Here is a 23541-nt window from a genome sequence, read left to right as displayed (position 1 = left end):
CAAGCCACCGGGTTCCAATGGCTGAATGCCCGCTGAACGCGATTGTGCTATTGAGTTCAGCTTCCGTGCAGCATGCTTGTCACGATACACTCACCATCCTGTCCTGACGGAGATCAACGATGAAGATACGCTATCGACTGACGGCCCTCGCCGCTCTGCTGATCGCTGGCGCCACGGGCGCGGCCAGCGCCCAGGAAATCATTCTCTTCGACCAGCCCAACTTCCAGGGCCAGAGCCTGACAATCAATCGGGCGACAAGCGATCTGTCGGCGATGCGCTTCAATGACCGCACGAGCTCATTCCGGATCGTGTCGGGTCAGTGGGAATTGTGCATCGACTCCAATTATTCCGGTGGCTGCTTCACCTATACGGGCAGCGAGGCCAATCTCGGACGCTACGACAATCTCTACACCGGTGTACGCCCGGTCGCGCCAATCCGGGGCAATCCGGGTCGCCCGGGCGGAGGCAATTCGCTGACGCTTTATTCCGGACCCAATTTTTCCGGTCGCGCCATTGTCGTGACCGAATCCCAGTCCGATCTGAGCCGTTTGGGTTTCAACGATGCCACCCAGTCGATCCGCTATAGCGGACGCGGCAGCTGGCGCGTCTGCGATGACTCCAATTTCCGCGCGGCCTGCATGCAGGTGAATGGCGATCTTCCCACAATCCCCGGCGGCCTGGCGGGGCGGATCAGTTCGGTAGAGCCGGATTATAACGGCAGTCCCGGTGGTCCCCGTCCCGGTGGCCCTGGCGGAAATTACGGCCCACAGCCGCGCAGTGGTGTCTGGCTCTTCGACGGTGCCGATTTCACCGGCCAGCGCGTCGACATCCAGCAAGACATAACCAATCTCGAACGGGTCGGGTTCAATGACCGTGCCGACAGCCTGGCTGTCGCCCGCGGCGAGACCTGGCAGGCCTGCGAGCATTCCGACTTCCGGGGCCGCTGCGAGTATTTTGAAGGCGACAGTGTCGAGGATCTGACGCGCTACTACCTGCGCAATACAATCTCGTCTCTGCGCCGCGTCGATGGCGCCTATGGCCAACCCGGCAATGGCTATCCGGGACCGGGCGGTGGCTCCGGCTATCCTGGCCCCGGCGGTGATCGCGGCATGAATGTGCGCGGCGGTGTGCGCGGCGTCGACGCCGCCTTCTTCGCCCGCCCGGAAGTCAATGGCATGGGTGTTGACCGGTGCCTTGGCGAAGGTGGACGTTTCTGCGACGCGGAAGTCGCCCGCCGGGTCTGCCGGTCAGCCGGGTATAGCCAGGCCGCCCATTTCTCGGTGGACCGCTACAGCCGCAGCCGGACCTGGTTTATCGGTGCGAACCAGGAATGCCGGGCCGGACGTTGCGAGCCCATTGTCGACCTGCTCTGCACCAACTGATCCGGCAGACGCTCGTAACTGAACCGGAACGCCGCCCCCACCAGGGGCGGCGTTCTGCCGTCTGCAGCTGCGCAGCGCCCAATCACCCGTTTCGTCCCGGAGCAAAGCGGCGTATATTGGTTACAAACGAAACTAACCTCGCACAGGATGCCTGCCATGCCCGTCAATGACCCCGTCGTCGCCGAACAAACCCCGGCCGCGGATTTCACGATCGAGCAGAAATGGGACCGCTATTCGGCCGAGGAACATGCGATCTGGACCACGTTGTACGAGCGGCAGATGAAGATCCTCGGCGACCGTGCCGTCCCGGAATTCTTCAAGGGTCTGGAATTGCTCAACCTCAATGAGGGCGGCATTCCCGACTTCCGGCGCATCAATGAAAAGCTCGAAGCCCTGACCGGCTGGACCGTTGTCACGGTCCCCGGCCTGATCCCTGAAAAGGAATTCTTCGAACACCTCGCCAATCGCCGCTTCGTCTCGGGGCGTTTCATACGCGATGGCGAAAAGCTGGATTACCTGCCTGAGCCTGACATTTTCCATGATGTCTTCGGTCACGTCCCGCTGTTGAGCCTGCCGGTTTTCGCTGACTATATGGCCGCCTATGGACGCGGCGGGCTGCGTTCGATCGGCTTCGATGCCATCGAGCAAATCACCCGCCTCTACTGGTACACGGTCGAATTCGGCCTGATCAACACGCCCGAAGGCCGGCGGATTTACGGGGCCGGCATCGTCTCCTCGCGTGCCGAGTCGATCTTCAGCCTCGAAGCGCGCTCACCCAACCGTGTGCATTTCGATATCGAGCGGATCATGCGGACCGATTACCGCTATGATGACTTTCAGCAGAGCTATTTCGTGATCGACAGTTTTGAAGAATTGATGGAAGCGACCTATCAGGACTTTGAGTCGATCTATCAGCGCTTGCGCGGCCAACCCGATCTCAAGCCATCCCAGATTATCCAGGGTGACAAGGTGTATAGCGAGGGCAGCCAGGAATATGCCCTGGCCGGCGGCCTGCTGAAACAGGCCGCAGCACTCTGACGCGCCATCAGCCGTTCAAACCCGGCAGGCTTGGTTTCAGGCGCTCTTGAAGCGGGCGACCGCCTGAAACGACCTAGCGGCAGACCAGACGCCGGCGCCCATTGGCCTGGACTTCAATGCCCATCGCCTGCGTATTCGCAAGGGCCGCTTCGAGCTTCTCGCCCGAGATCGGTTTGACGATATAGAAGCTGGACCCGGCCTCGCGGCACCGCGCTTCCTTGTCTGGATTGAGGGCGCCCGAAAATGCACCGATGGCGCCGCCATGCAGGACTTTACTCGCCAATTTGATAAACTCGATGGGATCGTCTCCGGCCAATCCCATATCGGTCAGGACGAGGACCGGGCCGCCGGCCCGGCGATATAGATGGGCCAGGGCCTCTTCGGGATGGGTGAAGCTCTCAAAATCCAGGTCAAACCCGGCATCCTCGAGATCTGTCCTGAACAGGAAGTGCTCGTCCGGATCATCATCGATCAGAATGATTGGAACGCCTTGGCTCACAACGTCTCCCCATAACAACCGCGAGTGGTTCGCCGCGATACGATCCTGATTCGGGGCAAATGGCCGCAATCTTTCCGAATGGTCATCAACCGCGCTGGAAAGGATAGAAGTCCGATCCAAGATCGAGCAGACCGGTCAGCGCATCCAGCGCCTGCCGGCTTTCGAGCAGCAATTGCGGGTCAGCCAGGTCGGACGGCATCAAGCGCTCCCGGTAATGCGTCTGCCCCCATGTATTGAGCGCCGCAAACAGCTCGGGGGTCATGATCACATTCGCCGAAACGGCCTCGCGTTCGGCCTCTGTCAGCACGACACGAAGCCGCAGGCAGGCGGGGCCACCCCCATTGCGCATCGATTGCCGGACCGAGGCAAAACGGACGGCGCCAATCGGGCCATTGCCACTGACCAGCCGGTCGCAATAGGCGCGGGTCGCCGGGTTCTCCCGTGTCTCTTCCGGCGCCAGCAGGACAAGACGGTCCTCGCCGGGCATCTGCAGCAATTGGGAATTGAACAGATAGGAGGTGATGGCATCGTCGAGCGAGACTTCGCTGGCGGATACCTCGACAAAATCGGGTTCGAACAGGCCGTCTGCGGCGCGCCGGATAGCGGCGACCGCCCCTTCCCGGTCCTCGAAGGCCTGCTCGTGATAGAAAAGACAGGTGCGCGTGCCGACACAAACCACATCATTATGGAAGGCGCCGGCCTCGATCGCGGTGCGGGATTGTTGCAGCAATACGGTGCGGGCCGGATCTAGCTGATGCCGGCGGGCGATCGCCTCGCAGCTCTGGCGCGTCTGCCGCGCCGGGAAACGGCCATCATAGCTGGAGGCGGCATCGCGGCCCCAGACGAGCAATTCAACCCCGGCCGCGCCATGATTTTCGCAAAGGCGGACATGATTGGCGGCGCCTTCATCGGCGAAGTCAGATTGATAGGGCAAGGCCTCATGGACGCAGAAGCGGGCATCGTCCGCGAAAATACGGGCCAGGGCCCGCTGTGTCTGCGGCGCCTCGATCGCGCGATGCCCGGTCGTCAACAGATTGGCCGAAGTGAAATGCACGCGGCCGTCTGCGCTGTCAGCCGAGGGCGAGACCATGGCTGCATTGGCGGCCCACATCGCCGAGGCCGAACTGGCGCGGCGCAGCAAATGCGGCGCCTCGCGCGAGACGCGCTCGATGATCTGCGTATCACTGCCGGAAAAACCCAAGGCCTTGAGCAGGGGCAGATAAGGCCGCTCATGCGGCGGCATCACGCCCTGCAGCAAGCCGATATCGGCCAGGGACTTCATCTTCGCGATGCCTTCGAGCACGGCTTCGCGGGGCGAGGATGCCAGCCCCTCGCTGCGTGCACTCGCCAGATTGCCCTCGGACAGACCACCATAATTATGGGTCGGCCCGACCAGCCCGTCGAAATTGGCTTCAATGGCAGTCATGGGACAGGCCTCTCACAGCTTCAGTCGATACCCTTGATGGCCATGTATTCCGGCTCCGGCGCGGCCTGGGTGGCAACGGGGAAGGCGCAATAATCAGCCGCGTAATAGGCGCTCGGGCGCAGATTGCCCGACTGGCCCGGTCCGCCAAATGGCATGTTGGACGCCGCACCGCAGGTTGGCCGGTTCCAGTTGACGATGCCGGCGCGGCTTTCGACCCAGAAGCGTTCCCACAGATCACGGCTGTCAGACACCAGCCCGGCCGACAGGCCGTAAGCGGTATTGTTCGCCACCTGCATCGCATCCTCGAAGCTGGCCGCGCGTGTGACCTGCAGCATCGGACCGAAGACTTCCTCATCGGGCACCTCGATACCGGTAACGTCGAGCAGGCCCGGACGCAGGAAAGCATCGCCAAGCGCGTCGCGCTCGACCTTGCGCAAGGCGATCGCCCCGCGCGCGAGCAGATCGTCCTGGGCGTCCAGCACGCCTTGCGCGGCACGCGCCGAAACCACCGGGCCGATGAAGGGCTGGACCGCGTCATTCCACTTGCCGATCGTCAACTGGCCGGCCATCTCGATAATGGCGGCGATGACGGCATCGCCGGTCTCACCGCGCGGCACGATCAGACGGCGGGCGCAGGAACAGCGCTGGCCCGCCGTGATATAAGCCGAATGCACGGCGATACTGGCTGCGGCGCGGGCATCGGCGGCATCCCAGACGACCAGCGGGTTATTACCACCCATTTCCAGCGCCAGCTGGATACCCGGACGGCCGGCGAATTTTTCGTGAATGAATTTGCCCGTGCCCCAGGAGCCGGTGAAGAGCACGCCGTCGAGCTCGGCATTGTCCAGCGCTGCGGCACCGGTGTCGCGAGCGCCCTGGACCATATTGATGACGCCCGCCGGTAGCCCTGCGCTATCCCAGGCCCGGATCATGGCTTCGCCCACACCCGGCGTGATTTCAGACGGCTTGAAGACGATCGTATTGCCGGCGATCAGGGCCGGTATGATATGGCCATTGGGCAAATGGCCCGGGAAATTATAGGGGCCGAGCACGAACATGACGCCGAGCGGCTTGTGTTCCATGCGCGCAAAGCCGAAGGCGGTGTCGCTCTCATAGCCGCCGGTGCGGTCGGCATGGGCGGCGATGGAGATGTCGACCTTGCCGATCATCGCGCCAACTTCGCCAGCTGTTTCCCACAGGGGCTTGCCGGTCTCGCGTGCGATCAGATCGGCGAGCTCGTCCTTGCGGCTCGTCAGCTCGGCCTTGTAGCGTTCCACCGCCGTAATACGGTCTGCCAGCGATGTCCGGCCCCAGGCCGCAAAGGCCTGGCGCGCGGCGGTAAAGGCTGCGGCGACATCATCAGCGCCGGCGGCCTTGCCCTTCCAGACCAGCGAGTTATCGGCCGGATTGGTCGAGGTGAAGGCCGCGGCTGAGCCATCGCGCCATTGTCCATTGATGAAATTCATTGTGTTACCTCTACCGGCGCCAGAATCGGGCGCGCTCTCCGTCTCGCAGATCCATCGCCCGCATCACGTCATGGGAGATGCCAAGCACATCGCCATCATCGACGGCCTCGACGGCGCACGTGCGAAAATCTTCAATTCTGTCGGTCGACAATATGCCCTGGACGCCGCCAGCCGTGGTCGCGGCGCGCACCGTCACCTCGCGGCTTTCGCGCAGGGTCCGGATATTCTCCGTCCAGTTCGAAACCAGCGGGCCACCATCGAAAATGTCGACATATTTATCGTAGTGGAAGCCTTCCCAGCGCAGCAGATTCAGCGCGCCAACGCCGTCGCGGTGGGGCTGGCCGATCACATCGCGCACGGATTGCGGCAGCAAATCGACATAGATCAGATGCTGCGGACCGAGATCGAGGATGAATTGATTGTCGGTCGAGGCGCTCAACCGGTCAGCCTCGTCGAAATCCATGTGGAAGAAGGGCCGCGAGACATGGTCGAAAAACGGCGAGGAGCCATCCTCCAGCACGACCCCGCGCAATTCGGCCAGGACTTTCTCGCCAAAGCGCTCCGGCGCTGCGCCCATCAGGAGATAGCGTGACTGGGCGACCAGGCGCCCGGCCCCGCCGCCGCGTCCGGCTTCGGACACGAAGAGTGTGCCGACCTCGGTCGATCCGGCGAAATCATTGACCAGCAGCATGGCATCCATGTCGAACCGGCGCCGGGCATCGACCGAATGCTGGGCAATGGTGATGATCTTGAAGTCCCAATAGGGTTTGGACACTCCGACCATCGCCTTGATCGCCGAACAGCCGATAATCCTGCCGCTTTCCGTGTCCTCCAGCATGAGCTGATAGGTGTCTTCCGTCTGCCCTTTCGGGTCGGACAGATAGGCCGCTTCGGACTTCTCCAGCCGTTCAGCCAACACATCGCGTGTGACCGACAGACTAGTGAAACCGGTCCCGGCTTCTTCCGCCAGCAGGCTCAGGGCATCGATATCAGCTGCCTTGGCGGCACGTACGATCAACATTGTCTTCCCCGACCTGTCAGTCTTGTTGTTGGACCAGGGCGCGCGCTTCGCGCGCATCGAACCGGCCTTGAGCAAATTTCATCAACATCACGGCCGACAGCTTGGCGCGCTCGGCGAAGCTGGACAGTTTCACGATCTCGCGATCGGAATGAATATCGGCACCGCGCACACCGAGCGTATCGACATTGGGACAGCCGGCCGCCCACAGATTATTGCCTTCGCAGACACCGCCCGTATCCTGCCAGCGAATATCCAGCCCGAGGCTCGATCCGGCCGCGCGCGTCCATTCGAACATTTTCGCATTGGCCGGGCTCATCGGCTTGGGCGGACGTGTGAAACCGCCATGGAGCTCGGCGCTGATCCCGTCGCGAATCCGCACCATATCGAGCAGGCGCTCGAGTTCAGCCAGCACCCAGATCCGGTCATTATCGGTCTTGACGCGGATATTGAAGCGCACCACCGCATTATCCGGCACTACATTGGGCGGGCCGCCGCCATCAATGCGGGCGAGATTGAAGGTGACGTCCTCGCGCCGACCATTCAGCCCGTCCAGCTCGAGACCGAAGGCGCAGGCGGCAGCGAGCGCATTGCGGCCGAGATGGTGTTCGCGGCCGGCATGGGCAGCGCGACCGGACAGTTTGAGCGACCAATTGCCCGAGCCCTTGCGGGCACCGGCCAGTGAGCCATCGGCCAGGGCCGGCTCATAGGTCATGCCGATGTCGGCGCGGGCACCGATTTCGGCCAGAACAGGCGCCGAGCCGAGCGAACCGATTTCCTCATCCGGACTGATCAGGACATCGACGCCGATCTGGTCTTTCCAGGGCGAGCGTTGCAGGGCCAGCAGGCCGTGCAGCATGACCAATATTCCGCCCTTCATATCAGCCACACCCGGTCCGTTGAGCGTGTCCTCATCCCACAAGGTCGTAGACTGGAATGTGCTGGAGAGCGGGAAGACCGTGTCGTGGTGCCCGGTCATGGCGATGCGGACCGGCGCCTCCGGCCGGATGCGGCAACGGAAAGACGGGGTATAGGGTTGTTCGTGCACGCGGCCATCGGGCTCGACCACGGTGGAGGGCTGCAGTTCGACCGCATTGATACGGGCATCATCGAGCTCGTCAAATGCGGTCTCGAGACAGGCCCTCATGCGCTCCAGCCCTTCGGGATTTCGACTGCCGGAATTGATCGCGGACCAGGCCTTGACGGTCTCGATCATCGCGTCGCTGCGCGTATCGACCCAGTCGAGGACGGCGCGCTCGTCAGCATTGAGCTCCAGAGGATTCAACATGGCTCAGTGATAATGGTTTAAAAGAAGTGGTCTAGCCCCGGCGGACATATCCGCCGGGGCCAGGCTGTCAATTTCGGCTCAGGCCTTCTCGAGCGCCTGTGCCAGATCGGCGATCAGGTCATCGGGATTTTCGATACCGACCGAGATCCGGACCAGGCCTTCGGAGAAACCCTGGCGCTTGCGCAATTCCGGATCGACACCGCGATGGGTCGTTGAGCCGGGATGGCAGATCAGGGTCTCGGTACCGCCGAGGCTCACAGCAAGCTTCATGACCTGCAGGGCGTTCAGCATACGAAAGGCGCTGGCCTGGTCGGCGAGATCGAACGCGAAGGTCGAACCGGCCGAGATGCATTGGGTCTTGAAGACATCCGCGTCACGATTGCCCTCGCCCAGGAAGCCCAGATAGCGAACGCGGTTCACCTTGGGGTGGTCGCGCAGGAAGGCGGCGACTTTTTCGGCCCCCAGCGCCGCGGCATCCATGCGGATCTTCACGGTTTCCAGCGACCGCAGCAGCATCCAGCAGGTGTGCGGATCGAGATTGGTCCCGAGATAGCCGCGCAAGCCGCGCACCAGCGCCATCGGCTCGGACCCACCCAATGCGGAACCTGCGATCAGATCGCTGTGGCCACCGACATATTTCGTCAGCGAATACACCAGGACATCGGCACCGAGCTTGAGCGGCGCCTGGCCGACAGGACCGAGGAAAGTATTGTCGACCACGATCCACGGGCGCTTGCCCTGTTTCTCGGCAATCATGTCGGCGATGCGATTGCAGGCCGCCAGATCGACCAGGTCATTGGTCGGATTGGTCGGTGTTTCGGTATAGATCACGGAGACCGGGCCAAGCGCCATGGCGGCCTCGGCCGCTTCGCGGATCTCGGCCTCTGAGGCGGCTGCGAAGAAATCGACCGTCTTGATGCCATAATTGGGCAGGAATTTGCGCAGCAGGCTTTCAGTGCCGCCATAGAGCGGGGTCGATTGCAGGATCACCGAACCGGTATGCGCCAGCGCCATCAAAGTGGTCGAAATCGCTGCCATGCCGGAGGAGAAGACCGCAGCTTCCTCGGCCGCATCATAGAGTGCGAGACGGTCTTCGAGCACTTCCATGTTCGGATTGTTGAAGCGCGAATACATCAGACCCGCCGACTCCGGATCGCCCTCTTCGGCCTGGCCCAGCGCCACACGGAAGAAGGAAGCGCCAGCCTCGGCGGTTTCAAATGCAAAGGTCGAGGTCAGGAAGACCGGGGGTTTGATCGACATTTCCGAGAGCTTGGGATCATAGCCATAGCTCATCATCTGGGTCTCGGGGCTCAGCGTGTGGCCGGCCACGGCATGTTTGCGGTAGGGCTTGTCGGGTTTGCTCATCGGTAGGTCCTCGAAATCGCGCCGGGCGGGGCCACCCCGCTGCGTGTCGGAGGGATTAGAACCAGCTTCGAGCGCGGGTCAAGCCTGTCCTGAAGACGCCGGAAAAACCGGCCCACCCTGCCCGCATCACAGGGGTTTACGGCATGATTCTTCCAAGAAAAAGGGCGGCCCGGCAAAAAGCCGGACCGCCCGATTTTAGGCATCATACTCAAGATTAGTTGAGAACGATGACCACTTCTGCACGACGGTTGAGCGGCTCGCGCACACCGTCTGGCGTCTGAACCGCATTGCGGGTTTCGCCGAAGGCTTCCAGCGAGATCGTGCTGGCCGGGACGCCGAGGCGAACCAGTTCATCACGAACAACGCGGGCACGGCGCTCGGACAGACCCACATTGTAGGATGCTGCACCGGAACGGTCGGTAAAGCCCGAAACCGAAACGCGTGTCACGCCGCAAGAACCGCGCTGGTTCGAAGCTTGTGCGATAACTGCACGCGCTTGATCCGTCAGGTCCGCACGATCCCACTCGAAGTAGACTGGGAACTGCACATCGTTACACACGACCGCTGGTGGCGGTGGTGGTGGCGGTGGCGGTGGTGGTGGCGGTGGTGGCGGTGGTGGCGGTGGTGGAGGTGGCGGTGGTGGCGGAGCTGCGAAGGAATAACGCAGACCAACCCATGCCTCATGTCCAGCCAGCGCATCAACGCTCACGCCTGGAGAGTAGTCAGAGCTGCCAGCCGAGAAATACCGGTATTCGGTATCCAGGGTCAGGCGCTGGGAGAGTTCCCAACCGATACCGGCCATGACTTGCCAAGCGAACGGGCTGTCGCTGTCCGTCGAGACAACATAGTCAGCTGGCGTCGCTGCAACTGGCATTGTGCCAGCAGACCAACCGGACAGAGTCGCGTTGGTTTCAGCAATACCGACACCGACACCGACGTAAGGGTGGTAGGAGCCATTTGGATTGAAATCGAAGATGGCATTCGCCATCAGCGACCAGATCTGGAACTTGCTCGAGCTGTCCTCGAAAGAACCAACGGCGCCGGTATTGTTATACCGATGCGCCAATTCGCCTTCAAAACGGAAACCATCGGCCCATTCGTAGCCGATTGCAGCCGCTTCGCGCCAATTGCCTTCGCCATTGATTTCGCCAGTCAGCGAACCAGACACATCAGTGTCGCCTGGGCCGCCATAACCGGCAGCGCCACGACCATACCAGCCTTCGTCAGCGAACGCGGGAGCCGCTGCCAGGAAGGCTCCGACGGCGACCGCCGTAAAAAGCCGATTTTTCATTATACCCCCTCCGGAGGCTCGCGCCTCCTTGGTGTGAAAGTGGATTCCCGGAAACGTTCCGAGAAAATCGAAAACACCCACTCCGGATATTTCCCATTCATTTCATTACAACAACCTGACCAGCTTCGCCACAACGAAGTCCGAGAAAACACGCAATCGGTGCATATTTCTGATGCCGTTGCAGAGACGCTACACCTTTGCGGCGAAAGCTGGGCGCGGCCGGCCGGTCAAATCGCGACATTATCGGCTGATACGCCTGCCACAGCATGGATCCGCCCCGGTTGGGCGCGATTAACCGGCGGGCGATGGCGGAAAAGCTCAAATGCTGCACTGCGACATCACCTTGAGCGTGTGCGGCCCGGTCAGCATCTCGCAGCACACTTATCGGACCGCGCCGCGCCGCAGATTTGCCTAGTTGAGCGTCGCCTGCGCCCCGCCACGGCTGGCGATTCGTTCGTGCTCGAGGTCCGAGGCCTGGGCAAGCGCGCCCTCGAACCGGCGAATCAACGCCCCGTCGCGCCGATAGAGGTCATTGAGATAGCGCACATCGCCATCGGCATCGCGCGCCACGGTCCAGTAATTGATATGGACCGGCAAGCGCTCATCAAGCCAGACAACGGTCGGCGTATTGCCTGCGGCGACCTGCTCAATCTGTTCGGCACTCCACCCCTCCTGGCTGCTCAGCACCCATTCGGCGAGCACAAGCGGGTCATGGACACGAATGCAGGCGGCAGAAAAATCCCTGCGGGTCTCGGAGAACCGGTCCCGCTCGGTAGTATCGTGAATGTAGACATTATGGCTATTGGGAAAGATGAACTTCACCTCGCCCATCGGATTGCTGCCACCTGGCGGTTGCGACATGCGATAGGGCCAGTCCCGCCCCCAGCGGCTCCAGTCGATATCGTAGACTGAAATCTGGGTGCCACTCGCATCATAGATCCGGAACCCCAATTGGGCCGCCAGACCGGGATTGCGGCGGAATGACCGAAAACGGCTCTGCGCCAGCCCACCCGGGATACCCCACCAGGGATTGAGGACAAGATACTGCATGTCCTCGGAAAATTCCGGGGTCGAACTGACTTGCCGCCCGACCATTACGCGGTGCCGCCGGGCCAGCTGACCATCCTGCCAGGCCTCAAGGGTGAAGTCGGCCAGATTGACCCGGATGTGGCGACGCCCCGGCTCCCGGCTCTGCCAGCGGCGTTGTTCAAGATTGACGCGCAATTGCGCCATGCGCTCTTGCGGCGTGATATTCAGTTCGCGCAGCGTCGCCTGATCCATCTGTCCGGACGGCGAGAGATTGGCCCGGCCCTGATATCGCCGGACCGCCGTTTCCAGCCGCACGTCAAATGCGTCGCCGGCACTCCAGTCTTCCCGGTAGACATCCACCGCCGCCAGCCGGGCGCGCAATTGATCGACGCGCGGGCCGCGATCACCATGCGCCAGGCTCGGCCCCGGCTCAATGTGTGGCCAGATCGGTTGCAGGGCCATCATACGAAGCATTTCAGCCCGCAGCGCACGGTATTCCCCCAGTTCCGGAGCAAAGCCGTCCAGCGTCTGCGCCACACGATTATCGGCCAGCGCGCCCGCGAGCGCATTGTGCAAGCCGGCACGCTCCGCCGCATCGGGCGTGTAGAGCTCGTGAGTCTGCGAATCCATCAGGCCGTAGCGCAACCAGGCGCCAAAGCGCAGGAAGGCCCGCGTCGCCATAGCCGCACGATGTTCGTGCGGCAGCGACCGATCGAGCAAATCCTCGGCTGTGCGGTCCAGCGACGGCAAACCATGACCAGGCGCATCGAACAGGGCGATCGCCAAGGCCTCGATGGCCGCCTCGCTCCAGGCCGGCAGAACCGCCAGAGGTATGGGCGCACTGCGCACTGTTGATATCGTGTCCGTTCCGGCCGGACGCACATCTTCAGCCCCGGCCGCAGCCGGGCCGCAGGCGAGCATCAGAAACAGCGTCAGAAACAAACATGTCCGCAGCAAAGCCGGCCCTCCCCAGAACCCGAAACCGGATGTTAACGATATTCTCCGGCAATCGAAAGCTGAAAGCCCAACCGTCGGCCAGACGGGTGCTGCGCGCCGGCATGCTCAGCTCTCGAGCCGCTCTTCGGCGTCGTCCGCCATCAACTCCGCGAGCGAGACGACCCGCGAATGGGCCTTTTCCATGTAGGCGGTATTGTCGAACACATCGGTATCGGCGTCCCAGACCTCGAAGAGTTGACGCAGGCTTTCCTCATCATGCTCGGCGAATGCCCTGGTCTTGCGCTCGGCCTGGCTGGGCGAGCGCCCGAGGAACTCCAGCGCCTGACGGCCGGCTTCGAGCGATGAGCCGAACAGCTCACGGATCGCGCTGTCGGCACCCGCGGCGCGCAATTGGTAGACATGCTCCCGGCTCGCCGCACGGGCGATGATGCGGACATGGGGGAAGCGTTGCTTGACGTGCTGCACGAGCTCAACGGCCCGGTCCTGGCTGTCAGTGGCCACGATCAACAGGCGCGCCTTGGCGATTCCCGCCGCCTCCAGCAGCCCCGTGCGCAGCGCGTCTCCGTAATAGACCTGGATGCCGAATTTGCGCATCACTTCGATATGAGCGGGAGAATTGTCGAGCACGACGGGGCGGTGACCATCCATCACCAGGAGCCGCTGCACGATCTGACCAAAACGGCCCATCCCGGCAATGATGACCGGCGCCGCCTCGTCGATCAGATCTGCCGGCCGGGACGGCCCGCTGCGAGCCGAGACATGCGGCGAGACCCAACGCTCGAACACGATCATGACCAGCGGCGTGGCCATCATGGAGAGCGCGACGACCAGTCCGGTGATATTGGCGATATGATCGGGCAGGACCTGTACGCCGACGGCATAGGTCAGCAGGACGAAACCGAACTCGCCGCTCTGGGCCAGCGAGAAGGTGAACAGCCAGCGGGCATGCCCGCGAATCCCGAAGACCAGGGTCAGCCCCCACAGGATCACGCCCTTCACCAGGATCAGCGCCAGGACCAGGCCAAGGATTAACCCTGGCGTCTGCGCCAGCAGGGAAAACTGCATCCCCGCCCCGACCGTGATAAAGAAGACGCCGAGCAGCAGGCCCTTGAAGGGTTCGAGCACGCTGACCAGCTCGTGCCGGTATTCGCTATCGGCCAGCACGACTCCGGCCAGGAATGTCCCGAGCGCCGCCGACAGGCCGACCCAGCCCATCAGCAGGGCAGTCGATATCACCAGCAGGAGGGAGGCCGCGAAGAAGATCTCGTGCAGGCCGGTGCGTCCGATGGCACGAAAGACCGGCCGGGTCAGATAGCGGCCGACCAGGATCACCAGAGCCACCGCGCCCAGCGTCAACAGCGCCTGCCCCCAGGCGGGCAAGTGCATGATCAGGCTGAGATCAGCGGCCGGCGCGTCGGCCCCTTCAGCCAGGAGCTGGGCACTCGACATCGGCATCTCGCCGGTGCCTGTGCCGACGGCCAGGAGCGGCATCAGGGCGAGCATCGGGATCACGGCGACATCCTGGAACAGCAGGACCGAGAAAGCTGACTGGCCGCCCTCGCTGCGCAGCCAGCCCTTTTCGCCGAGCGTTTGCAGCACGATCGCGGTCGAGGACAGCGACAGGATCATGCCGAGCGCGATCGCGACGCGCCAGTCCATCCCCAGCGCCAGTGCGCCGGCCAGGGTCAGGCCGGTCACCGCAACCTGCATTCCGCCCAGCCCGATCAGCCTGACCCGCATGTCCCAGAGCAGGCGTGGCTGCAATTCCAGGCCGACCAGGAACATCATGATAACCACGCCGAATTCGGCAAAATGCTGCACATCCTCAGTATGCGAACCGACCAGTTCGAGCAGCGGCGCAATCGCGATCCCCGCCAGCAGATAGCCCAGCACCGAGCCGAGCCCGAGCCGGTGCGCGATCAGCACAGCGACGACGCCGGCCCCGAGATAGATAGCCGCCTGCAGCAGAAATGATTCCATGAGGACATGGTGCGCGCGCCCGCGGCAAAGCTCAATCGGGCGAGGACTGGAAATTTCCGTAAAACGGGTGAAATGACACGGCGATGACGACGATTATCATCGCCATCGCCGGGTCAGGCCCGGACGGCATGAGCGCATAGCCTGGTCCGGCGGGGACCGGCCCCGGCCGCGCTGCGCTGACAGCGCCGGGATTCGGTGTTAGTGCTGGGCATAAATCCAATCATATTCGGGGGAATTCTCATGCACGCATCGTCCAAAATCGGCCTCGCCCTGGCGCTCGCCGCGAGCCTCGTGGCCTGTGGCAAGTCCGGAACCACGCCGGACACCGAAACCGCGGCCGCCGCAACCGAGGCCTCGCGCTTCACCGTGCTGGTTGGTGGCACCGACATCGGTGCGCTTGAGATCACCGCCTCCGAAACCGGCTATGGCGTCGAGTACGAGTACCGCAATAATGGCCGCGGCCCGACCATCTCCGAAACCGTGGCGCTTAGCGCCGCCGGCTTGCCGACACATTGGACGATTGAAGGTGCCTCGACCTTCGGCAATCCGATCTCGGAGCGCTTCGAATTCGAGGACGACCAGGCCAGCTGGACTGATGCCACCGGCAGCGATGCAGCCGTCATCGAGGGCGAGGCCTTCTACGTGCCCCAGAATGCCAGCCCCTATTGGCTGGCGATCGCCGCGCGCGCCCTGATGGACACAAGCGACGCCTCCCTCAACGCCATTCCCGGCGGCGCGCTGCAGCTGAACGAGATCGGGCAATTGCCGGTCAGCGACGGCGAAAACCAGCGCCTGGTCACCAGCTATGCCATGACCGGCACCAGCCTGGATCCGACCTATATCCTGATGGACGGGCGCGCCTTCTTCGCCCTGATCACGCCGCGCTTCGCCATCCTGGAAACCGGCTATGAGGCCGAAGACGAACGTCTGCGCGCCCTCGCCGCCAGCTATGGCGCGGCACGGCTGGAGGATATCCAGTCACGCACGGCGCATGATTACGGCGCCCCGGTCCGGATCCGCAATGTGCGCGTCTTCGACCCGGCCTCCCAGGCGCTCGGCGCCCCGGTCTCGGTCGTGGTCGAGGGCGAGCGGATCGCTGCCATTGATGCGCTCGATGTGCCAACCGCTGCCGGTGAGGTCGAGATCGACGGCGGTGGCGGATCGCTCATCGCCGGCCTGTTCGAAATGCACGCCCATATGGGCGAGACCAGTGCCGTGCTCAACATCGCCGCCGGCGTCACCAGCGTGCGCGATATGGGCAATAATAATGAGGTCCTCGGCGCCCTGATCAACCGCATTGAAGCGGGCGAGCTGGCCGGACCACGCGTCTTCCGCAGCGGCTTTATCGAGGGGCAAAGCCCGTTCAGCTCCAATAATGGCATCCTGGTCAATAGCGAGGCGGAGGCCGTTGCCGCCGTCGACACCTATGCCGATGCCGGCGATTTCATCCAGATCAAGATCTACAACTCGATGAATCCCGACTGGGTTCCCGCCATGATCGCGCGCGCCCATGAGCGCGGCCTGCGCGTTTCCGGCCATGTCCCCGCCTTCACCAATGCCGATGCCATGATCGCGGCCGGCTATGACGAGATGACCCATATCAACCAGGTCATGCTCGGCTGGGTGCTTGAAGAGGGCGAGGACACGCGTGAGCTGCTGCGCCTGACCGCGCTGCGCCGCCTGCCGGCGCTCGATCTCACCAGCGAGCCGGTTCAGAACACCATCAATGCGATGGCGACACGCGGCGTCGCGATCGATCCGACCCTGGCGATCCATGAGGCCTTGCTGCTGTCGCGCAATGGTGAGCTGACCCCCGGTGTTGTCGATTATATTGACCATATGCCGGTCGACGAACAGCGCAGCGCCCGCGCCGCCTGGGCCGATATCGCCAATGCCGAGGATGACGCCAATTATCGCGGCGCCTTCGACCAGATCCTGACCACGATCTCGATGATGCGCGAAGCCGGCATTTTCATCGTCCCCGGCACCGATCTGGGCGGCTCCTTCACCCTGCACCGCGAACTGGAACTGTATCAGCGCACCGGCATGACCGCCCCGGAAATCCTCGCCTGGGCCAGCCATGGCATGGCCGAATATCTCGGCGTCGATGACGAGCTCGGCACAATCGCGCCGGGCATGCTGGCCGATTTCTTCCTCATCCCGGGCGATCCGACCCAGGACCTCGCGGCGATCAAGACCATCTCGATGGTGTCGTCCAACGGGGTGATTTACTACCCGAGCGAAATCTATCCGGAGTTTGGCATCCGGCCGTTTACCGAAGTGCCGAATGTGATGACGGCGCAGTAGGTTACAGGGTTGAGCCTATAAAACTCCGTCATCCTGACGAAAGCCGGGACCTCGACGTGACAGGTGCGGAGCCTGCGATATCGAGGTCCTGACTGACGTCAGGATGACGTGGGATAATTGGCAGTGGGCGGGGATAGGTTGGCGGTTGCCACCAACCCCAAACACATCATTTCCCCGGAGGAGCGAAGCGAATTCCGGGGCCGACCAGCGGTTGGTAGCCTGGCTGGATTCCCCTCCGGTAGGCCCCGGAATGAATCCGGGGGAAGAACCTTGTGTATTGATTGGAGCGGTTGGCGCGCCCACCGCGCCGGTTTCAAGGAAACCGGATATTCTCCGGGCGACCAGACCGATCCAATCAAGGAACGGTCTGTCGGCGGTCCCATTTCACATATGTCCGGATTTTGCAGAAAACACTCTGCCAGTCTGTCACCCTGTCACTGGAGGGCGATTACTCTGCCTGTACAGGCCCGGACACCATGACAGGGCACACGGCAGAGACTATCACCGTGCCATCGCAAAGCCGTCCTTGCCGCAAGGTCGGGCCGGCCGCCGGGCTGCGCGCCTGGCGCGGCGCGAACGCGTTTGTGGTGATCGATCGACGATGTCAAAGAGCGAAACTGCCGCGATTATAACCGCGCAGCCCCGGGGGCGGACAAGGTATCCCGCCGGGGGCGGGGTCCAGCAGCCAGGCTTGCCGACGCACGTCTCGCCAATGTTGTGTGTAGTGAGAACGCGGCGCCCGTTGCGCCCAGCCCCACCAAAAATCTCATGCCGAGATTTCGCCCTGCGAGCTTCAGCGCGTCAAGGCGCATGCCCGCAACGCGGCGCCGAAGGCGGCCTTGACGCGCTGAAGCTCGCAGGGCCCGCTGCTGGCAAGAGATTTATGGGAGGGTGTGCACCGGGGCGCACATGTTTGAACTGGAACAGGGATGTGGCGATTAATTGGTGTATGTCCCCGATTATTCCGATTATTTACCGAGGGCGGCACGCGCCGGGACAGGTCCGCAAGGCCGGCCCTACCCCGCCAATGCGCGCACGGTCTGGCGCGCATAGCCAGCCAGCGTCACCAGGGTCAGCGCCGCGGCGAGCACGATCAGTGCTTCGGAAATGGGGGACAGCGCGATTTGCGTGCCGGGTACCAGGTCCAGTGGCACCATCGCCAGACCCAGTCCGGCAAAGCTGAGCACTATCTTGGGGTATTCGAAGCGCGAGGATGCCAGCACCAAACGGGCCGCCAGCGCCTCCCCAAACGAGGCGACGATATTGCATCGTGCAACCAGGACGACCGCACCACAGGCCGCGGCCAGACCGAGGTCGCCATAGACCAGCAAGCCGGCAACCGCAGCGAGGGTCAATAGTCGGTCGGCCACAAGATCGAGCATCGCGCCCATGGCTGAGCTTTCGCCAAGCCCGCGGGCGAGCTTGCCATCAACGATGTCGAGCAGGCCCGATCCGAGATAGAATGCCAGCGCGGTCCATCCCGGCCCGCCGGTCGCGAGCAGGTAGAAGAGCGGCAGCACCAGGCCCATCCGGAACAGGGTGACGGCATTGGAAATCATGGGTGTCTCCGTTTGAAATCGGACAAGGATGCGCTCACAGCCAGCGCAGCGGCGGCGCATCCTTGCGCAGGGTTTCGATCGTCGTCTTGACCTGGTCCATGAAGGCGGCGCGATTACCTGGCCAGGTGAAGGGGGCACCGATGATGGCGCTGCAATTGAAGGGTACGAGAAAGCGGGCCCCGCGCGGCAGAACCCGCCCGGCCCCCTGCAAGTAGACCGGCGTGATGGGTGCCTGCGGGAACTCTTCGGCAAGGCGGGCAATGCCGGCCTTGAAATCACCCATCTCCTCGGCCTTGCCGCGCGTCCCTTCCGGGAAGATCAGCAGAATCTCGCCGCGAGCCAGGGCCGCCTTGCAGCCTGCCAGGACATCGCTCCGGCCCGCGCCGGTGCGGGTGATGGGCAGGATGCCGACAACGCGTTGGTAGAACCAGCTTGAGAACGGCGTCTTGAGGAAATGGTCCGCCGCCGCGACCGGCCGGATCTTCGCCAGGCTGGCGGAAGGGAAGAGACAGATCAGCAGCAGCGTGTCGATATGGCTGTTATGGTTGGCGGCGATCATCGCCGGTCCCGTCACCGGGAGATTGTCGCGGCCGCGCACATCAAACCCGATAATCAGCCAGGCGAAGGGCTTCACGAGCAGGACCAGGATCAGACGGCGCACCAGTTGCAGCATCTAGAACCGCTCCAGGGCGAAGATCGCCAGCATGTGAAAATACCAGGGCGCGGTGAACATCAAACTGTCGAGCCGGTCGAGGACGCCGCCATGGCCGGGCAGGAAGAGACTGGTGTCCTTCACGCCCAGATCGCGCTTGATCGCCGACATGGTGATATCGCCAAAAAAACCGAGCACCGGCAAGACCGCTCCGATCAGCACGCTGGGCCAGAAGGCCAGCGGTGTAAAAAATGGCGCCAGCACGACGAAGACAATCGCCGTCGTCACAAAACCGCCGATGGCGCCTTCCCAGGTCTTGTTCGGACTGACGGTCGGGATGATCTTGTGGCGGCCCAACGCCTTTCCCCACACATATTGGGCGACATCATTGAACTGGGTGATGAATATCAGGAAGAAAACCAGCCCGGCCGCGCCCGCCTGCGGCACCTCCGCCGCCGGTGTACGCATCAGAAATGCGACATGACCGAGATTGTAGACGCATACGATCACGCCCCAATGCATCACCCCGATCGTCGCCAGAAACCCGTCCGTCCGTCCGAGCAGGGTCATCATCACCGCCGTCCCCACGAAGACGTAAATCGGCACGATCACCAGGAAATAAGCGTAATTATCGATCCAGATCGCCCAATAGCTGATCAGGATCGAGGCATAGACCACCAGCACCACCAGACGGTCCTCACGCCGGGTCGGCGCCAGGGTGAGGAATTCGCGCAGGGCAACGAAACTGACAAGGGCGAAGACAATCGTGAAGGCCTGCCAGCCGGCCAGAAGGGCGCCGCCGATCACGCCGCAAATCAGCCACCAGCTGCGCATGCGCGGACCGAGATCGCTCCAGCGACCCGGTTGCACACGCGGCAGGATGACCGCCGCGAGACTGCCTGCGAGTAGAAGCAGCAGCAGGCCGGCAAAGCCGGCGCCGAGCGGTGCAGGTAGCGGGGCGAACGGATTCACCCCGCCCCGCCATCAGGGTGGCGGGCGGGCGCGGACCTGCCTGCGAGTTTCAATCTGCACGCCAAGACCGGATTCCCCATTGCCTTTGCAACCCTAGCGGTGAATCGGCTTCACGCAACAGGGATCAGGTCGATGCCGCACGCCCCCTATTCCGGACACCGCACCAGCGTCCAGGCGTCCTTGCGGGCATCGCCGGACCAGTGGACGAGATCTCCGTCCACGATCGCCATATTATAATCGAGCGGTTGCTCATCGCCCTCGACGCTGCAATGGCCGGTGATGTGCCATTGCGCCGGGCCCGTCTGGTCCACAAGCTCGAAATCGCAATGGGCCTCGTACTGGTCATAGCCGTCGGCGCGCAGGACCATCGGGGCCCACTCATATTCCTGGGTGTCGCTGCATTGCGCCAGATCGACGCCCCAGGTGCCGACATAGGCGGGCTCGGCCACCGATGCCGATGGGGTGGGCCCCTTGCCCGGCACGGCCGGAGCGGGCTCAAGCGGGACGGGTTCGATAACAGCCGCGGGCCCGTCCGACGCCTGGCTGTCCGCCGCCTGGCCGTCCGCCCCGGTCGCAGGCTCGACAATCCCGGCAGGCGTGGCCGCGTCCGGGGCTGCAGGCGCCTGGTCGCCCTCCACGCCCCCGCAGGAGACGAGCAACGCCGCGGCGAGCAGGAGCGAACCTGCCGGCACGGCTTTTACGAAGCGATCGAAGCTGGACATGAATTTCCCCATTGGTCTGAAAAACCCGAAATATCCCGGCCAGATTGGGCGAGAGCGGACGATTGTTCAAGCGCGCAAGGTTCATGGGCGGGGGAATGCAGCTGAAGCAACAATGATGATGTTTGAAATATCATGTTTCATGTGTATGCTTGAGTATCAATAGGGAAAATGGCGATCATGATCACTTCGGCCCAGATGCGCGCGGCGCGCGCCCTGCTCGGTATCGACCAGAAGACGCTGGCGGCCCAGGCCGGCGTCTCGGTCCCGACCATCCAGCGCATGGAGGCCAGCGACGGCAATGTGCGCGGCGTGGTCTCGTCCCTGGTCCGCGTGGTCGAGGCGCTTGAGGCCCTCGGCGTCGAGCTGATCGGTGAGCAGGCGCCCAGTCAGGGCACCGGGCGCGGCGTGCGGCTCAAATCGCCGCCAATCCATGAGACTTCAACGACCAACTAGTTTTTCGCGACGGCGACCGCCGACTGATGCCGACGATCCCGCCGCCTGACCCAGGCAGGTGGACATGACCGAGACGACCCCAAAGAAGACCCCGCCCGACTTGCCGGGCACGCCAGCGCTGGGCGAGCTTTTCCTGCCCAAGCTGATCACCGTCTTGCGCGAGGGTTATACGCTGACGCATCTGCGCAGCGATGCCATCGCCGGCCTGACCGTGGCGATTGTCGCGCTGCCGCTGTCGATGGCGATCGCGATTGCCGCCGGCGCCTCACCGGCCCAGGGCATTATTACCGCGATCATTGGCGGTTTCTTCGTCTCCCTGCTCGGCGGCAGCCGCTTCCAGATTGGCGGTCCGGCCGGGGCCTTCATCGTGCTGATGGCAACGACAGCCCAGACCTTCGGCATGGACGGGCTGATCCTGGCGACGATGATGGCCGGGGTGATCCTGATGGGGATCGGTTTTCTCAAACTGGGCACCTATATCAAATTCATCCCCTACCCGGTCACGGTCGGCTTTACCGCCGGGATTGCCGTCATCATCTTTGCCAGCCAGATCAAGGAATTGCTTGGCCTCACCCTGTCAATCGGCGAACCCGGGCCCCTGCTGGAAAAACTCCCGGTGCTCTGGCACGCCCTTCCAACCATGGACGCGCTGACAGTGACGGTGTCGGCGGCCACGGTGCTGGTGATTATCGGCATCCGGCACTGGCGGCCGCAATGGCCGGGCATGCTGATCGCTGTCGCCCTGGCTGCCGGTGCGACCGCGGCCTTCAACCTGCCGCTGGAGACGATCGGTTCGCGCTTTGGCGGCATTCCCTCCAGCCTGCCCTGGCCGTCCATGCCCGCAATCTCGCTGACACGGCTGACCGAACTCCTGCCCGCCGCGATTGCCTTTGCCCTCTTGGGTTCGATTGAATCCCTGCTCTCGGCCGTCGTCGCCGACGGCATGACCGGGCGGCATCACCGCTCCAATAGCGAACTGGTCGCGCAAGGCGTTGCCAATATCGGCTCGGCCCTGTTTGGCGGCATTTGCGTCACCGGCACAATTGCCCGCACCGCGACCAATGTCCGCGCCGGGGCACATGGGCCGGTTGCCGGCATCCTGCATGCCGGATTTCTCCTGCTCTTCATCCTGATCGCCGCGCCGCTGGCGAGCTTCATTCCGCTGGCTTGCCTGGCCGGGGTGCTGGCCCTGGTGGCGTGGAATATGGTGGAGAAACGCGCCTTCATGATCCTGCTGCGGGCCTCGCGGGCCGACGCGTTGATCCTGTTGGCGACCTTTGGCCTGACCATTTTCCGCGATCTGACCGAAGCCATCGTGGTCGGTTTTGCCATCGGCTCGGTGGTCTTCATCCACCGCATGTCGCAGACGACGGCGATCGAGAGCTGGACGCCCTTCGTCGATGAAGACAAGCCCGACCGCATCACGGCCCCGGCCGATGCCAGGGCGGGCCCCGCCGAGCAGGATGCGGAGATACTGGTCTACCGGATCAGTGGCGCCTTCTTCTTCGGGGCTGCCGCCTCGATCGGCTCGGTGCTGGAACGCATCGCCGACACGCACCGCGTCCTGATCATTGATTTTGCCGCCGTGCCCTTCGTCGATTCAACCGCGGCCCACATGATATTGGGCCTGGCCCACCGGGCCCGCAAGCGCGGGCTGCCGGTGATCATCTCGGGCGCCTCGAAAATCGTGCAGCACAAGCTGGTCGCGCTCGAGATCACCGCGCCGCTGGTCAGCTATGAGCCGGCGCTGGCGCAAGCCATGAGTGCGGCGCGGGCCTGGATTGATGCCCGCCATGAATAAGCTCCTGCCGATCTGGCGCGCCTTCAATCTGCGCTGCCCGGCCTGCGGCAAGGGCGCGCTCTATCGCCGTTATCTCAAACCGGTTGCGGCGTGTGCGTCCTGCGGCGAACCGCTCGGCGAGATCCGTGCCGAAGACGGGCCGGCCGCCTGGACGATACTCGGGCTTGGCCCCATCCTGGTGCCGATTGCCTTTCTGGTATCGATGAGCGGCGCGCCCATCTGGCTCACCCTGCCGCTGCTTTTGCTGGGCGCGCTCGGCGTCGTGCTGGTCGCCCTGCCGCGGGTGAAGGGGGTCTTCATGGCGGTGCTGTGGATCATGGCCCAACCCTGACACAG

At 63.2% G+C, this 23541-nt stretch carries 19 protein-coding genes; 6 read left to right on the top strand and 13 right to left on the bottom strand.

Annotated features, from left to right (window positions below):
- Positions 1 to 119: 119 nt before the first annotated feature.
- Both ACN0YJ_RS08600 and phhA read left to right on the top strand, forming a co-directional pair.
- The gene (locus ACN0YJ_RS08600; protein ID WP_417495941.1) at positions 120 to 1382 is read left to right on the top strand and encodes a beta/gamma crystallin-related protein; all 1263 of its coding nucleotides are present in this window, start codon (positions 120 to 122) and stop codon (positions 1380 to 1382) included.
- Positions 1383 to 1538: 156 nt separating this feature from the next.
- Positions 1539 to 2420, top strand: a complete 882-nt coding sequence (phhA, locus tag ACN0YJ_RS08595; protein WP_417477859.1) for a phenylalanine 4-monooxygenase — start codon at positions 1539 to 1541, stop codon at positions 2418 to 2420.
- A gap of 73 nt (positions 2421 to 2493) precedes the next feature.
- On the opposite strand, the gene ACN0YJ_RS08590 is transcribed toward phhA, so the two are convergent.
- The 9 genes from ACN0YJ_RS08590 to ACN0YJ_RS08550 all read right to left on the bottom strand — a co-directional run bounded on the left by ACN0YJ_RS08590 (position 2494) and on the right by ACN0YJ_RS08550 (position 14739).
- Positions 2494 to 2919, bottom strand: a complete 426-nt coding sequence (locus ACN0YJ_RS08590) for a response regulator (RefSeq protein ID WP_417477858.1) — start codon at positions 2917 to 2919, stop codon at positions 2494 to 2496.
- Between the two features lie 85 nt (positions 2920 to 3004).
- A complete protein-coding gene (astB, locus tag ACN0YJ_RS08585) occupies positions 3005 to 4345 on the bottom strand; it encodes an N-succinylarginine dihydrolase (protein WP_417495940.1) in 1341 nt (446 codons plus the stop codon).
- A 20-nt stretch (positions 4346 to 4365) separates the two neighbouring features.
- Positions 4366 to 5811: a succinylglutamate-semialdehyde dehydrogenase gene (astD, locus tag ACN0YJ_RS08580; protein WP_417495939.1), complete on the bottom strand. Its 1446-nt coding sequence runs from the start codon at positions 5809 to 5811 to the stop codon at positions 4366 to 4368.
- 10 nt (positions 5812 to 5821) lie between these two features.
- Entirely contained in the window at positions 5822 to 6832 is a 1011-nt protein-coding gene (locus tag ACN0YJ_RS08575) for an arginine N-succinyltransferase (protein ID WP_417477855.1), read from the bottom strand.
- Positions 6833 to 6848: 16 nt separating this feature from the next.
- Positions 6849 to 8117 (bottom strand): hydrolase, encoded by a 1269-nt coding sequence (locus ACN0YJ_RS08570; protein ID WP_417495938.1) that lies wholly within the window; start codon positions 8115 to 8117, stop codon positions 6849 to 6851.
- A gap of 78 nt (positions 8118 to 8195) precedes the next feature.
- A complete protein-coding gene (locus ACN0YJ_RS08565) occupies positions 8196 to 9482 on the bottom strand; it encodes a cystathionine gamma-synthase family protein (RefSeq protein ID WP_417495937.1) in 1287 nt (428 codons plus the stop codon).
- 214 nt (positions 9483 to 9696) lie between these two features.
- The gene (locus ACN0YJ_RS08560; protein WP_417477852.1) at positions 9697 to 10773 is read right to left on the bottom strand and encodes an OmpA family protein; all 1077 of its coding nucleotides are present in this window, start codon (positions 10771 to 10773) and stop codon (positions 9697 to 9699) included.
- Between the two features lie 411 nt (positions 10774 to 11184).
- Positions 11185 to 12744: a L,D-transpeptidase family protein gene (locus tag ACN0YJ_RS08555; protein ID WP_417495936.1), complete on the bottom strand. Its 1560-nt coding sequence runs from the start codon at positions 12742 to 12744 to the stop codon at positions 11185 to 11187.
- A gap of 120 nt (positions 12745 to 12864) precedes the next feature.
- On the bottom strand, positions 12865 to 14739 hold the full coding sequence (locus ACN0YJ_RS08550) for a cation:proton antiporter (RefSeq protein ID WP_417495935.1): 1875 nt from the start codon (positions 14737 to 14739) through the stop codon (positions 12865 to 12867).
- Between the two features lie 240 nt (positions 14740 to 14979).
- Between ACN0YJ_RS08550 and ACN0YJ_RS08545 the strand changes: the two genes are divergently transcribed.
- Complete coding sequence (locus ACN0YJ_RS08545) at positions 14980 to 17046, top strand: amidohydrolase family protein (RefSeq protein WP_417495934.1); 2067 nt, start codon at positions 14980 to 14982, stop codon at positions 17044 to 17046.
- 1016 nt (positions 17047 to 18062) lie between these two features.
- Here the strand turns inward: ACN0YJ_RS08545 and ACN0YJ_RS08540 are convergent.
- The 4 genes from ACN0YJ_RS08540 to ACN0YJ_RS08525 form a co-directional block, all read right to left on the bottom strand.
- Positions 18063 to 18605, bottom strand: a complete 543-nt coding sequence (locus tag ACN0YJ_RS08540; protein WP_417477848.1) for a CDP-alcohol phosphatidyltransferase family protein — start codon at positions 18603 to 18605, stop codon at positions 18063 to 18065.
- Between the two features lie 34 nt (positions 18606 to 18639).
- The gene (locus tag ACN0YJ_RS08535; protein ID WP_417477847.1) at positions 18640 to 19278 is read right to left on the bottom strand and encodes a lysophospholipid acyltransferase family protein; all 639 of its coding nucleotides are present in this window, start codon (positions 19276 to 19278) and stop codon (positions 18640 to 18642) included.
- A complete protein-coding gene (locus ACN0YJ_RS08530; protein ID WP_417477846.1) occupies positions 19279 to 20229 on the bottom strand; it encodes a phosphatidate cytidylyltransferase in 951 nt (316 codons plus the stop codon).
- 146 nt (positions 20230 to 20375) lie between these two features.
- Positions 20376 to 20951 (bottom strand): hypothetical protein, encoded by a 576-nt coding sequence (locus tag ACN0YJ_RS08525; RefSeq protein WP_417477845.1) that lies wholly within the window; start codon positions 20949 to 20951, stop codon positions 20376 to 20378.
- A gap of 177 nt (positions 20952 to 21128) precedes the next feature.
- On the opposite strand from ACN0YJ_RS08525, the gene ACN0YJ_RS08520 reads away from it, so the two are divergent.
- The 3 genes from ACN0YJ_RS08520 to ACN0YJ_RS08510 all read left to right on the top strand — a co-directional run bounded on the left by ACN0YJ_RS08520 (position 21129) and on the right by ACN0YJ_RS08510 (position 23536).
- Positions 21129 to 21404 carry a helix-turn-helix domain-containing protein gene (locus ACN0YJ_RS08520; RefSeq protein ID WP_417477913.1) on the top strand — a complete coding sequence of 92 codons (276 nt, stop codon included), beginning with the start codon at positions 21129 to 21131 and terminating at the stop codon, positions 21402 to 21404.
- A gap of 64 nt (positions 21405 to 21468) precedes the next feature.
- Complete coding sequence (locus ACN0YJ_RS08515; protein WP_417495933.1) at positions 21469 to 23205, top strand: SulP family inorganic anion transporter; 1737 nt, start codon at positions 21469 to 21471, stop codon at positions 23203 to 23205.
- Entirely contained in the window at positions 23198 to 23536 is a 339-nt protein-coding gene (locus tag ACN0YJ_RS08510; RefSeq protein ID WP_417477843.1) for a DUF983 domain-containing protein, read from the top strand. Before ACN0YJ_RS08515 ends, ACN0YJ_RS08510 begins: the two co-directional genes overlap by 8 nt.
- Positions 23537 to 23541 lie beyond the last annotated feature (5 nt).

Origin of the sequence: Maricaulis sp. (assembly GCF_048270095.1) — a bacterium.
GTDB lineage: Bacteria > Pseudomonadota > Alphaproteobacteria > Caulobacterales > Maricaulaceae > Maricaulis.
Note: the sequence above shows the minus strand (reverse complement) of the source record. Positions and strands in the feature narration are given on the sequence as shown.

What these genes read in the sequence shown, in the direction of transcription:
- ACN0YJ_RS08575 (WP_417477855.1), bottom strand. Translation starts at nt 6,832, where the DNA reads ATGTTGATCGTACGTGCCGCCAAGGCAGCTGATATCGATGCCCTGAGC.
- astD (WP_417495939.1), bottom strand. Translation starts at nt 5,811, where the DNA reads ATGAATTTCATCAATGGACAATGGCGCGATGGCTCAGCCGCGGCCTTC.
- ACN0YJ_RS08565 (WP_417495937.1), bottom strand. Translation starts at nt 9,482, where the DNA reads ATGAGCAAACCCGACAAGCCCTACCGCAAACATGCCGTGGCCGGCCAC.
- ACN0YJ_RS08510 (WP_417477843.1), top strand. Translation starts at nt 23,198, where the DNA reads ATGAATAAGCTCCTGCCGATCTGGCGCGCCTTCAATCTGCGCTGCCCG.
- ACN0YJ_RS08525 (WP_417477845.1), bottom strand. Translation starts at nt 20,951, where the DNA reads ATGTCCAGCTTCGATCGCTTCGTAAAAGCCGTGCCGGCAGGTTCGCTC.
- ACN0YJ_RS08560 (WP_417477852.1), bottom strand. Translation starts at nt 10,773, where the DNA reads ATGAAAAATCGGCTTTTTACGGCGGTCGCCGTCGGAGCCTTCCTGGCA.
- ACN0YJ_RS08600 (WP_417495941.1), top strand. Translation starts at nt 120, where the DNA reads ATGAAGATACGCTATCGACTGACGGCCCTCGCCGCTCTGCTGATCGCT.
- ACN0YJ_RS08540 (WP_417477848.1), bottom strand. Translation starts at nt 18,605, where the DNA reads ATGATTTCCAATGCCGTCACCCTGTTCCGGATGGGCCTGGTGCTGCCG.
- ACN0YJ_RS08515 (WP_417495933.1), top strand. Translation starts at nt 21,469, where the DNA reads ATGACCGAGACGACCCCAAAGAAGACCCCGCCCGACTTGCCGGGCACG.
- ACN0YJ_RS08570 (WP_417495938.1), bottom strand. Translation starts at nt 8,117, where the DNA reads ATGTTGAATCCTCTGGAGCTCAATGCTGACGAGCGCGCCGTCCTCGAC.
- ACN0YJ_RS08550 (WP_417495935.1), bottom strand. Translation starts at nt 14,739, where the DNA reads ATGGAATCATTTCTGCTGCAGGCGGCTATCTATCTCGGGGCCGGCGTC.
- ACN0YJ_RS08535 (WP_417477847.1), bottom strand. Translation starts at nt 19,278, where the DNA reads ATGCTGCAACTGGTGCGCCGTCTGATCCTGGTCCTGCTCGTGAAGCCC.
- astB (WP_417495940.1), bottom strand. Translation starts at nt 4,345, where the DNA reads ATGACTGCCATTGAAGCCAATTTCGACGGGCTGGTCGGGCCGACCCAT.
- phhA (WP_417477859.1), top strand. Translation starts at nt 1,539, where the DNA reads ATGCCCGTCAATGACCCCGTCGTCGCCGAACAAACCCCGGCCGCGGAT.
- ACN0YJ_RS08545 (WP_417495934.1), top strand. Translation starts at nt 14,980, where the DNA reads ATGCACGCATCGTCCAAAATCGGCCTCGCCCTGGCGCTCGCCGCGAGC.
- ACN0YJ_RS08520 (WP_417477913.1), top strand. Translation starts at nt 21,129, where the DNA reads ATGATCACTTCGGCCCAGATGCGCGCGGCGCGCGCCCTGCTCGGTATC.